The sequence below is a fragment of the Inquilinus sp. OTU3971 genome (genome assembly GCF_038440215.1).
Window position 1 is genome coordinate 1 of the sequence record NZ_JASATH010000242.1, and the last position, 10,699, is coordinate 10,699.

11 protein-coding genes are annotated in these 10,699 nt (G+C 69.6%); 3 read left to right on the top strand and 8 right to left on the bottom strand.

Going from position 1 to position 10,699, the window contains the following annotated elements; all coding sequences use genetic code 11:
* Window positions 1–76: 76 nt before the first annotated feature.
* The 7 genes from yghU to AAHM41_RS35960 form a co-directional block, all read right to left on the bottom strand.
* Complete coding sequence (yghU, locus tag AAHM41_RS35930) at window positions 77–946, bottom strand: glutathione-dependent disulfide-bond oxidoreductase (protein ID WP_342241439.1); 870 nt, start codon at window positions 944–946, stop codon at window positions 77–79.
* 104 nt (window positions 947–1,050) lie between these two features.
* A complete protein-coding gene (locus AAHM41_RS35935; RefSeq protein ID WP_342241440.1) occupies window positions 1,051–1,617 on the bottom strand; it encodes a hypothetical protein in 567 nt (188 codons plus the stop codon).
* Window positions 1,614–1,883, bottom strand: coding sequence for a hypothetical protein (locus AAHM41_RS35940; RefSeq protein WP_342241441.1), 270 nt, complete (start codon window positions 1,881–1,883; stop codon window positions 1,614–1,616). The genes AAHM41_RS35935 and AAHM41_RS35940 overlap by 4 nt, the downstream gene beginning before the upstream one ends.
* Complete coding sequence (locus tag AAHM41_RS35945; protein WP_342241442.1) at window positions 1,880–2,098, bottom strand: hypothetical protein; 219 nt, start codon at window positions 2,096–2,098, stop codon at window positions 1,880–1,882. Before AAHM41_RS35945 ends, AAHM41_RS35940 begins: the two co-directional genes overlap by 4 nt.
* A gap of 22 nt (window positions 2,099–2,120) precedes the next feature.
* Window positions 2,121–3,272, bottom strand: coding sequence for a 23S rRNA (adenine(2503)-C(2))-methyltransferase RlmN (gene rlmN, locus AAHM41_RS35950; RefSeq protein WP_342241443.1), 1,152 nt, complete (start codon window positions 3,270–3,272; stop codon window positions 2,121–2,123).
* Window positions 3,273–3,527: 255 nt separating this feature from the next.
* Window positions 3,528–4,064 (bottom strand): invasion associated locus B family protein, encoded by a 537-nt coding sequence (locus AAHM41_RS35955; protein WP_342241444.1) that lies wholly within the window; start codon window positions 4,062–4,064, stop codon window positions 3,528–3,530.
* 263 nt (window positions 4,065–4,327) lie between these two features.
* Complete coding sequence (locus tag AAHM41_RS35960) at window positions 4,328–5,110, bottom strand: hypothetical protein (RefSeq protein ID WP_342241445.1); 783 nt, start codon at window positions 5,108–5,110, stop codon at window positions 4,328–4,330.
* Window positions 5,111–5,639: 529 nt separating this feature from the next.
* Here AAHM41_RS35960 and AAHM41_RS35965 point away from each other — a divergent pair.
* A complete protein-coding gene (locus AAHM41_RS35965) occupies window positions 5,640–6,695 on the top strand; it encodes a LacI family DNA-binding transcriptional regulator (protein WP_342241446.1) in 1,056 nt (351 codons plus the stop codon).
* Window positions 6,696–6,742: 47 nt separating this feature from the next.
* Here the strand turns inward: AAHM41_RS35965 and AAHM41_RS35970 are convergent, their stop codons facing one another.
* Window positions 6,743–7,225, bottom strand: a complete 483-nt coding sequence (locus AAHM41_RS35970) for an MmcB family DNA repair protein (protein WP_138887453.1) — start codon at window positions 7,223–7,225, stop codon at window positions 6,743–6,745.
* 285 nt (window positions 7,226–7,510) lie between these two features.
* Between AAHM41_RS35970 and AAHM41_RS35975 the strand changes: the two genes are divergently transcribed.
* Together AAHM41_RS35975 and AAHM41_RS35980 are read left to right on the top strand one after the other, a co-directional pair.
* Window positions 7,511–9,316: a type I secretion system permease/ATPase gene (locus AAHM41_RS35975; protein WP_342241447.1), complete on the top strand. Its 1,806-nt coding sequence runs from the start codon at window positions 7,511–7,513 to the stop codon at window positions 9,314–9,316.
* Complete coding sequence (locus AAHM41_RS35980) at window positions 9,234–10,631, top strand: HlyD family type I secretion periplasmic adaptor subunit (RefSeq protein ID WP_342241448.1); 1,398 nt, start codon at window positions 9,234–9,236, stop codon at window positions 10,629–10,631. Before AAHM41_RS35975 ends, AAHM41_RS35980 begins: the two co-directional genes overlap by 83 nt.
* Window positions 10,632–10,699 lie beyond the last annotated feature (68 nt).

A 10,699-nucleotide genomic window follows, 5' to 3' on the forward strand; every position in this document is an offset into this window, starting at 1 on the left:
CTCCCATTTGTGCTCCCCGCCGCGGCCGAACCCACCCCCCCCCCCCGGGCGGGGGGGGGGCGCTTCTTTTTGGCGGCTAGCCCTGGGCCGCGAGCTTGTCCTGGGTCCGGGTCGCGAAGTCGCCGGCGTCATGGCGCTCATGCAGCTGCTCCGACGGGTCGCCGCTGAGCCGGTTGACGATGCGGCCGCGCTTCACCGCCGGCCGCGCGTCGATCGCCTTGGCCCAGCGCTGCACATTCTTGTAGCTCTGCACGTCCAGGAACTCCGCCGCGCCATAGGCCCGGCCCAGGGCCAGGCCGCCGAACCAGGGCCAGTTCGCCATGTCGGCGATGGTGTACTGGTCGCCGGCCACGTATTCGGTCTCGGCCAGGCGCCGGTCGAGCACGTCGAGCAGGCGCTTGGCCTCCATGGCGTAGCGGTTGATGGCGTATTCGATCTTGGTCGGGGCATAGGCGTAGAAATGGCCGAAGCCGCCGCCGAGGAAGGGCGCGCTGCCCATCTGCCAGAACAGCCAGGACAGGGTTTCCGCGCGCTCGGCGCCCGCTTTCGGCAGGAAGGCGCCGAACTTCTCGGCGAGATGGACCAGGATGGCGCCGGATTCGAAGATCCGGATCGGGGTCGGACCGCTGCGGTCGACCAGCGCCGGGATCTTGGAGTTCGGGTTGATCTCGACGAAGCCGCTGCCGAACTGCTCGCCGTCCAGCTTGATCGGCCAGGCGTCATACTCGGCGCCGCTGTGGCCGGCCGCCAGCAGCTCCTCGAACATGATCGTGACCTTCTGGCCGTTCGGCGTCGCCAGCGAATAGAGCTGGAACGGATGGCGGCCGACCGGCAGCGCCTTGTCATGCGTCGGGCCGGAGATCGGACGATTGATGTTGGCGAACTGGCCGCCGCTCGGCTTGTCCCAGGTCCAGACAGTCGGCGGCGTGTACTCGGAATTGCTCATTCTCTTGGCTCCCGATGGGGCGGAGAGGGAATTGCGGCGTTCGTTGGCGCTTCGACCCTAGACCGCGATCGCCGCGGAATGAAGCGTTTCCGTTGCCATCACGTTCATGGTCTGGGTTTGTTCCGTTCGCAGGGCGAGGCCGGTGCATGGTCGGCGGCCGTGTAGCGCAGCAGCAGGCGCTGCAGCCGGCCGCGGCTGCCGTCGGCGGAGAAGTCGACCGCGGTCAGCGCCACCTGGGCCGAGGGGAAGCGCCACAGTCGGGTCACCAGGCCGGATTCGACGACGCAGTTCTCGGCCGGCGGGCCCAGCCGGGCGTGCAGGTCGTTGACGAAGGATTGCAGCTCCTCCGGGCCGGGGATCGGCGGGCGCCGCTCGAACAGGATCTGGACCAGCCTTCCGTCCTGGCGCGCCAGCTCCGGCACCAGATCGAAGGCGATGCCGCCGACCACCACGTTCTGCACCATGCGCTCGGCATAGAGCGGCCCGAAATCCCAGGGCGGCGACAGCGGCACGGCCTGCGGCAGAGCCGCGTCGACCTGCTGCGCGGACATGCCCCAGGTCAGGCTGTCCCAGCCGCGGATGTCGGCCTCCGCAGCGACGGCGGGGGACGCCAGGAGAAACAACCAGGCCAGGGCCGGCGCGAGGGCCAGTCCGAGGCGGCGGCCCCTCATCCCCGATGCACGATATGCGGCCGCGGCCCGTCGATGCGCGGCCAGCGGATGAAGGCGATGACCCAGAGCACGATCACGTCGAGATAGGGCACCAGGAGCAGGATCGACCACAGCGGCGTCACCCGCGCCTTGACCAGCGCATAGGCGGCGAAGCTCATCAGCAGCACGATGTAGACGCCGATGACGAGGTTGGCGCCCCAATGCGGCAGGGACGCCATCCAGCCGGGGCCGTAGAACGACGACAGCGCCTCGAGCACATCGCTCATCGCTTCCCCTCCCCCAGCGCCGCCACCACCGGCCAGCGCCGGAACAGCAGCACGGCGAAGACCAGCATGACGCCGACATGCGGCACCAGCGCCAGCAGGGCCCAGCCGCGGGCCAGGCCGGCGCGGCCCAGCATGCGGGCCAGCGCCGGCATCGCCAGCAGGGCGAAGAGCAGCGCCCAGGCGCCCGGGGTCTGGAAGAATTCGGCGAGGGTCATGCTGAGCGGAAGCCCCGGTGGATCAATGCACAGCGGCCGCTGGCGTGACGGCGGCGCGGGCCGAGGCGCGCTGGCGCACGCTGTCGGACTTCAGCTGGCCGCAGGCAGCGAGGATGTCGCTGCCACGCGGGGTCCGGATCGGGCTGGCATAGCCGGCCTCCATCAGGATGTCGGCGAAGCGCTCGATCGCGTCGGGCGTCGAGCATTCGAAGGGCGCGCCCGGCCAGGGGTTGAAGGGGATCAGGTTCATCTTCGCCGGGATGCCCTTGAGGATGCGCACCAGCTGGCGCGCATCGGCCGGGGTGTCGTTGACGTCCTTCAGCATCACATATTCGAAGGTGATGCGGCGGGCGTTGTTGACGCCGGGATATTCGCGGCAGGCGTCCAAGAGCTCCTTGACCGGGTACTTCTTGTTGATCGGCACGATCTGGTCGCGCAGCTCGTCGGTCACCGCATGCAGCGACACCGCCAGGTTGACGCCCAGCTCCTCGCCGCAGCGCTTCATCATCGGCACCACCCCGGCGGTCGACAGGGTGATGCGGCGGCGCGACAGGGCGATGCCCTCCGGGTCCATCACCAGCTTCAGCGCGCGCTTCACATTCTCGAAATTATACAGCGGCTCGCCCATGCCCATCATGACGATGTTGGTGAGCTGGCGGTCATCCCCTTCCCGCCCCCAGTCCTCGAGGATGTCGCGGGCCAGCATGACCTGGCTGACGATCTCCGACGCCTCGAGGTTGCGCACCAGGCGCTGGGTGCCGGTGTGGCAGAACTTGCAGGTCAGGGTGCAGCCGACCTGGGAGGAGACGCAGAGCGTGCCGCGGTCCTCCTCCGGGATGTGGACCGATTCGATCTCCTGCCCGTCTGCCGTCCGGGCCAGCCATTTGCGGGTGCCGTCGAAGGATTGCTGCTGCCGCACCACCTGCAGCCGGTCGAGGGCGAAGCCGTCCGCCAGCTTGGCGCGCAGGCCCTTGGCCATGTCGCTCATCGCCTGGAAATCGGTGGCGCCGCGCTTGTACATCCAGCCGAACAGCTGGCGCGCGCGGAATGCCGGCTCGCCCAGGCCGGCCAGCGTCTCCGCCAGCTCGGCACGGTCGAGCCCGACCAGATTGATGCGGCCGTCGGCGCGGGGCGCCGGCGGCGCAAAGGTGGTGGCGTGCGTTTCGATACCCATGGGACCTCCGGAAGGCCCTGTCGGCCCGTCCGATAATGCTACTGGAGCGGCCGTCTGGCGGCGATGTCTCCGCTTCCGGTGCTCACGGACCAATGTCCGCTGCGCGCCGGTTCTCGACCTCACCACCAGCCGACTCGCCCCAGCGCATTCTCGGACGGGCCTTCAAATGGCGACGGCCCCTCACCAAGGGAAGGGGCCGCGCTGTTTTACATCAACGGATGCGATCTGACGACTGCGGGGGTAAGGGAAGTGCGGTCAGGCGCCGCAGGCTTTGTTGATCTCGCCCAGCGCCGCCGAGATGCCGGCGAGGGAGAAGGTGTAGTTGGTGCCGGTGCCGCGCGAGGAGGTGGCCTTGACCGTCAGGGTCGAGCCCGCCTTCATCGCATTGACCAGCGCGTCATCCGCCGCGGCGTCGCGCGACCAGGCGGTGTTGCCGTCGGTGAACAGCTGGAAGTTCTTGCCGCCGATCGTGGCGACAACGTCGGCGCCCTGCTTCAGCGTGTAGCCGACCTGCAGGCTGACCACGTTCCTCTGCTTCTCCGCCGGCCGGTTGGTGACCAGGATGAAGACGTCGCCATGGCGGACATTGGCGGGCTCGGACTTGGTCGGCTTGCTGGCGATGTAGCAGGCCTTGCCGCCGTTCTCGCTGAACTGGAAGGCGTGCCAGTCGCGGCTGGAGGAGATGTACTGCACGTTCTGCGCCGAGGCCGTTCCCGGCAGGACGACGCCGGCCGCCATGGCGAGACCGGCCACGGCACCGAGGACAAACTTGCGAGGACGGGTTCTCAGCATAGCGCCACTCTGATTCGGGGTTGCAAGGCTGGACGACGCGGCCCGATGCGACCCCACGACATACATGGATTTGCGCGCGACGGGAACCACCCGAACGCATACTGCGTTGTTAATCGCGCATCCTACCGGCTGGCCGCCGCGCGCGTCCGATCCAATCTCCCCAACAGGCCGTTCGAGCGCGGACTCATCCCCGCCCCGCAAGGGGAGGGAGAGTGGAAGGCTGGGGCGGGTGAAACGACTGGCAGGGGGCGCCGCGGCGGCGATCAACCGTCGTCCGGCGTTCGCTCTGCGTCGTCGTCCGGCTCGTCGTCCGGGTCGTCTTCCCAGGGCGGCCGGTCGAGCCGGGTGCTGGTGTCGTTGTCGAACCAATAGAACGGGCCGCCCATGATGGACCGGCGGCGCGAGTAGCGGGCGTAGTCCCGCCCGGTGCGCGGCCAGAAGCGCAGCCCGTGCTCGTCGTTCGCGCTGGCGTCCTTGGCCGGCGCCTGGGCCTTGGCGTGCGGGTCGGCCATCAGGATGAATTCGGGCTGGACATCCATGTCTCGGCAGAGGCGGAGGACGATCTCCTCGATCGGATGCTCGGCCAAGACGAGGGCGGCGTCGATGTCCTCCTTCTCCAGCAGCCGCCCCCACATGTCGGTCGTGGCCAACAGCCTCTCGCCGTCGTCGAAGTTGGGGTCGGTGGTGATCGAGCTGGTGACGATTCGGGCCACCTGCCGCCGGCGCCGCACCTTCTCCTCGGCCTGGGCGCGGGCTTCGGCAGCGGCCTGGTCCGCCGCCTCGCGGCGCTTGCGGGCGAAATGGGCCTTGAGCGCCAGGGTGTGGCGGATGCCGCGGGCGACGCGGTCGAGGGAGAGTTCGAGGTCCTTGACCGTGGCGGCGTCGCCGGCCTTGATCGCGGCCAGGGAGGCGGCATGCATGGCCTCGGCGCGCTCCATCGCCATCTCGGCCAGCCGGTCGAGCATGCGCCCGGCCCGCTCGGCATCGGCCCGATCGGGGTCCGGTGCGGCGGGCTGCGGGGTGGAGACGGAGTGCGCCTTCTTCATAGAACGTATCATGAACCAGAATCGCCGGTTAACACAATTGCACATTGTGTTAACCGGCGGATTCTCAGGGAATCCGCGGCGTTCCGAGAGCGATGGAACAGCAGCCCGGGGCGCAGCGCCCCCCGGGCTGCTGATGATCACAGCACGAAATCCGCTGCCGTGAGGGCGTGGTCGGCATAGACCGTGATGATCGCATCCACGGTCTTGTCGCCGGTGGTCTCGAGATAGACGCCCTGGCGGCCGTCTTCGAACTCCACCGCCCGGCAACTGCCCGGAGCCGGCGTGCCACGGCAGTTCGGCGGAGCCGGGCGGCACGGAACGGCAATCGATTGCCGGATAATGGCAACGTTACCGCCCTTTGCAACAGCTTTTTCCCGGGTCTAATGGAATGGCTTTCGCTCCAGCGTATCGGCCCCCGGTTGCTCGCGACGGCACGTCGCCGCGGGACCGCATGGCCGGCGGCAAATGGGAAAGATCGCGCAGGATTATGGCCAGGCGGCTCCGGGACAGTCAGACGTTCGGACCCCTCATGCGCGATGTCGCGCGGCTGGCCGGCGTCGCGACATCGACGGTCAGCCGCGCCCTCGCCGATCCCGGCCGGGTCAACGAGAAGACGCGCTGCCGGATCGTCGCGGCGGTCGAGCAGCTCGGCTACGTCCCCAACGCCGCCGCCCGGAACCTGCGGGTCGGCACGTCCAACATCGTCATGGCCATCCTGTCGGAGCCGGCGATCGCCAACGGCGCCTCGCAGATCGTCCCCGAGGTGCTGCAGAGCGTCGCCTCCACCCTCTCGGACAACGGCTTCAGCCTGCTGATCGCCGGCCGCAACCGATCGGCGGCGGCGGAGCAGCACATTCCCGACCTGGCGGTCGGCGGCATCGTCCGCGGCGCCATCCTGATCGGCGCCGCGGAGCTGCCGCCGCATGGCCAGCGGTCGCTCGCCAATGCCGGCATCCCGATCGTGTCGGTGCTGCAGGACCGCAGCGCCGCCGGGATCCCGAGCGTGATCGCCGACGACCGCCAGGCCATGCGCGAGGGGGTGCGGCACCTGATCGGCCTCGGCCACCGGTCGTTCTTCTATATCGCCGGGCCGGAGGGCAGCTATCACGAGGCCGAGCGGTTCGGCGGGCTGGCCGAGGCGCTGGCGGCGGCCGGCCTGCCCGACCGGGCGGTGGTCCGCCACGGCGGCGGCCATGCGTTCCAGGACGGCTTCCCGAGCGGCGTCGACGCCGCCCGGGCCTATCTGGCGCTGACGCCGCGCCCGACGGCGGCGGTCGCCTGCTGGGACGACGCCGCGATCGCCTTCATGAGCACGGTCCGGTCGCAGGGCCTGGCCGTGCCCCGCGACCTGTCCATCCTGGGCTTCGACGGCGTTCCGGTCGGCGCTTTCTGCGAGCCGCCTTTGGCCACGCTGCGGCAGCCGACGGCGAGCCTCGGGGCCAAGGCCGCGGAGATCCTGCTGCAGCTGCTGGACGGCGACGCCGCCGATCCGCCGCTGAAGACGACGCTGCCGAACCAGCTGCTGCTGCGGGCCAGCACGGCCGCCCCGAGGAGCGCCGGCCGCAAGGTCGCCAAGTCGCACTGACGGGGCCGGCTGCGGCCTGCAGGACCCCGGGACATCGTTCGCGGGGTTCAGATCGCCCCGGTGCCGCGCCAGCCGACCAGCGCGCCCTCGTCCTCCAGCAGGTGCAGGCGCTGGGCCGCGACCCGGCCGAACTCCAGCACCAGCGCCTTGCGCCGGGGCGGCGGCAGGCGGTGCTCCGGCGGCGGCCGCAGCAGCACCGCGTCGAAGCCGTCGGCGACGATCAGGCCGCATTCCGGGCCGATCAGCTCCTGCGGGAAATCCTCCGGCACGGCGAAGCAGAAGCGGTCGCAATAGGCGGCGTAGTTCGGCCATTTGCGGTCGCCGCGGAAATCGGCGATCGAGACCTTGACCTCGACCAGGGTGATGCCGCCCGCCCCGTCGAGCGCGAGGATGTCGGCGCGGCGGCCGTCAGGCAGCCCGAATTCCGGCAGGCTGGCCTGGCCGGCGGCGGCGAACCAGCGGCGCACCCCGCGCGTGACCTGCGCCGTCTGCAGCCGGGCCAGGGAGTCCATGTTGCTTCTTTGTTCCATGCTGGGACCATCCTAGACTCCGTCGGGGCCTGCCGCCAAGGGGGAAGGATCGGTCTTGAAATGGTCAGAATTTTGCCACGCCCCTCACTGAATCTGTCGGGACAATGGGTGTTACCTGTGACACAGTTACAAAGCTCGGAATGATTTATTCAATTACGGGTCCTTGAGGGAGTCCAGTTCGCTTTCCGGTAGCGGGCCGCTCTGCTTCTCGATCAGTATATGCCGGTATATAGATGTCGGCCTCGGGCTGTGGGGCCCGGGCACGCCGACGGGGGACAAAAGATTATGGCGAAGACCGAATCGACACCGCCGAGCGCCGCCCGCCAGGCCCTGAGATCCGTCAGACCCTGGTTCCTCGTGGCGGCGGGGTTCAGCTTCGTCATGAACCTGCTGGTGATGGTCTCGCCGCTCTACTCCTACCAGCTGTTCGACCGGGTGCTGGGCAGCGCCCATGTCGAGACGCTGGTCTTCCTGACTTTGGTCGCCGGCTTCGCCTTCATCATCCTCGGCTGGATCGACGGGCTGCGCTCGGCCCTGCTGGCCCGGATCGGCACCCGGTTCGAGCGCCAGCTCGCCGGCACGCTGGTCGAGACCGGGGTCAACGGCGCCGTGCTGGGCGCGCCGGTGGGCGGCCAGGCGCTGCGCGACCTGTCGCAGATCCGCGCCTTCATCGGCGGCCCGGCGATCGGGCCGCTGTTCGATGCCCCCTGGGCGCCGGTCTTCATCATCGTCATGTTCATGCTGCACTGGCTGCTCGGCGTCACCGCGCTGATCTCCGCCCTGGTGCTGTTCGGGCTGGCGCTGGCCAACGAGAAGATGCTGCGCGGCCCGACCACCGAGGCCAACAAGCTGCAGGTCACCGCCCAGCGCCAGGCCGAAGGCGCCATCCGCAGCGCCGAGACGGTGCGCGCCATGGGCATGCTGCCGGCGCTGCTGACCCGCTGGCGGAAGGACCAGGAGGCGGCGCTGCAGGGCCAGGAGAAGGGCGCCGACCTGTCGTCGATCATCGGCGGCTCCTCGAAATTCGTCCGCATCTTCGTGCAGAGCCTGGTGATGGGCGTCGGCGCCTATCTGCTGCTGAAGGGCGAGCTGACCTCGGGCGGCATGATCGCCGGGTCGATGATCCTGTCCCGCGCGCTGGCCCCGGTCGAGCAGGCGATCAGCTCCTGGCGCCAGTTCATCAGCGCCCGCCAATCCTATGAATCGATCGAGAAGATCCTGTCCGCCCTGCCGAAGCGCAAGGAAGGGCTGACCCTGCCGCCACCGTCGGGCAAGGTGCAGATCGACAAGCTGGTCTTCGTGGCGCCGCAGGGCAAGGCCCCGATCATCAAGCGCGTCAGCTTCGAGATCGCGGCCGGCGAGGCGCTGGGCGTCGTCGGCCCCTCGGCCTCGGGCAAGAGCACGCTGTGCCGCCTGCTGTGCGGCATCTATCCGCCGACCGACGGCGCGGTCCGCCTCGACGGCGCCGATCTCGGGCAATGGTCGCCGGAGACGCTGGGGCCGCATCTCGGCTACCTGCCGCAGGTGGTCGACATCTTCCCCGGCACGGTGGCCGAGAACATCGCCCGCATGGGCCAGGTCGACTCCGAGCAGGTGGTGGCGGCGGCGCAGCTGGCGGGCGTGCACGACATGATCGTGCGGCTGCCGCAGGGCTACGACACCCCGATCGGCGACGGCGGCGTGCCGCTGTCGGGCGGCCAGCGCCAGCGCGTCGGCCTGGCCCGCGCCGTGTTCGGCCAGCCCAAGCTGGTGGTGCTGGACGAGCCCAACTCCAACCTCGATGCGGATGGCGAGGCCGCGCTGATGGGCACGATCGCCGGGCTGAAGGCCCAGGGCACGACGGTGGTCATCGTCGCCCACCGGCCGCAGATCCTGGCCGATGCCGACCGCCTCCTGGTGATGCGCGACGGCGAGATCGCCTTGCTTGGACCGCGGGCCGAGGTTCTGGCCCGCATCGCTGGACCACGTGCCGCCGACACGACGCCGGCGCCAAAGGGAAGTTCGGAAAATGTCGCTTACCCCTCAGGAGCCTGGACAGCCACTGCCGCCGGCCGTCCGCAGCAGCCCCCGCCTGCCCGCTCCGCTGGATGACACACCGGCGACGCTGAAGCGCAACGCGTACGGCCTGAACCGCCTGAGCCTGATCGGCGGCGTCGTGATCGGCGTCTTCGTCTTCGGCTTCGGCGCCTGGGCCGCGGTGGCCCCGCTGGCCAGCGCCGCGATCGCTATGGGCGTGGTCAGCCCGGAGGGCAACAAGCGCACGGTGCAGCATCTCGAGGGCGGCATCATCCGCGAGCTGGCGGTCAAGGACGGCGCCGAGGTCAAGGCCGGCGACACGCTGCTGGTGCTGGATTCGACGCGCGACCTGGCGACCTTCGATTCGGTGCGCATCCAGCGCCTGGCCGACATCGCGGCGCTGACCCGGCTCGACGCCGAGCAGGCCGGCGCGGCGTCGCTCGTCATGCCGCAGGAGGTGCTGGACGAGGCGGCGAAGAATCCGGTCGCCGCGGCCCTGGTCAAGGCGCAGGAGGAGCAGTTCACCTCCCGCCGCGAGTCGATCCTGGGCCAGAAATCGGTGCTGGAGCAGCGCGTCCAGCAGAGCCGCGCCGACATCGAGGGGCTGCGCGCCCAGATCACCTCGTCCGACACCCAGCTCGGCCTGATCCAGGAGGAGATCAACGGCGTCGCGCCGCTGGTCGCCAAGGGGCTGGAGCGCAAGACCCGCCTGCTGCAGCTGCAGCGCGCCCAGGCCCAGATCATCGGCCAGAAGGCGTCCGACATCTCCTCCATCGCCAAGGCCGAGCAGACCGTCGGCGAAAGCCAGATGCGGATGCTGGCGCTGGACAGCGACTTCCGCGACAAGATCGCCGAGGAGCGCTCCACCACCCAGAAGGAGCTGGCCCAGCTCGAGGAGAAGATGCGCTCCGCCGGCGACGTGGTCGGCCGCACGCGGATCGTGGCGCCGGTCGACGGCATCGTGGTGAACCTGAAGTACCACACGCTCGGCGGCGTGATTCAGCCGGGCGCCCCGATCCTGGAGATCGTGCCGAAGAACGAGAGGCTGGTGATCGACGTGCAGGTGCAGCCGAACGACATCGACACGGTGCGCGAGGGGCAGTCGGCGCTGATCCGCTTCACCGCCTACCACCAGCGCAACATGCCGCGGATCGACGGCAAGGTGATCTATGTCGCCGCCGACAGCACCCAGGACGAGCAGACCCGGCGTTCCTACTTCCTGGCCAAGGTCGAGGTCGACCCGACCCTGCTGAAGCAGGTGGCGCCGCAGGTCAACCTGTCCGCCGGCATGCCGGCCGAGGCCTCGATCCAGACCGGCACCCGCACCGCCCTGCAATACGCGGTCGACCCGCTGGTCCACGCCTTCCAGCGCAGCTTCGTCGAGGATTGAGGCGGCGCGACCTCCGGACTCGATTGCGACACGGAGGCCGCCCCCCCCCCCCCCCGGGGGGGGGGGGG

Bases quoted from the DNA above. Each gene is read 5' to 3' on its own strand.
- AAHM41_RS35970 (WP_138887453.1), bottom strand. From the start codon at position 7,225: ATGGAACAAAGAAGCAACATGGACTCCCTGGCCCGGCTGCAGACGGCG.
- AAHM41_RS35960 (WP_342241445.1), bottom strand. From the start codon at position 5,110: ATGAAGAAGGCGCACTCCGTCTCCACCCCGCAGCCCGCCGCACCGGAC.
- AAHM41_RS35980 (WP_342241448.1), top strand. From the start codon at position 9,234: ATGTCGCTTACCCCTCAGGAGCCTGGACAGCCACTGCCGCCGGCCGTC.
- AAHM41_RS35945 (WP_342241442.1), bottom strand. From the start codon at position 2,098: ATGACCCTCGCCGAATTCTTCCAGACCCCGGGCGCCTGGGCGCTGCTC.
- yghU (WP_342241439.1), bottom strand. From the start codon at position 946: ATGAGCAATTCCGAGTACACGCCGCCGACTGTCTGGACCTGGGACAAG.
- AAHM41_RS35940 (WP_342241441.1), bottom strand. From the start codon at position 1,883: ATGAGCGATGTGCTCGAGGCGCTGTCGTCGTTCTACGGCCCCGGCTGG.
- AAHM41_RS35935 (WP_342241440.1), bottom strand. From the start codon at position 1,617: ATGAGGGGCCGCCGCCTCGGACTGGCCCTCGCGCCGGCCCTGGCCTGG.
- rlmN (WP_342241443.1), bottom strand. From the start codon at position 3,272: ATGGGTATCGAAACGCACGCCACCACCTTTGCGCCGCCGGCGCCCCGC.
- AAHM41_RS35955 (WP_342241444.1), bottom strand. From the start codon at position 4,064: ATGCTGAGAACCCGTCCTCGCAAGTTTGTCCTCGGTGCCGTGGCCGGT.
- AAHM41_RS35965 (WP_342241446.1), top strand. From the start codon at position 5,640: ATGCGCGATGTCGCGCGGCTGGCCGGCGTCGCGACATCGACGGTCAGC.
- AAHM41_RS35975 (WP_342241447.1), top strand. From the start codon at position 7,511: ATGGCGAAGACCGAATCGACACCGCCGAGCGCCGCCCGCCAGGCCCTG.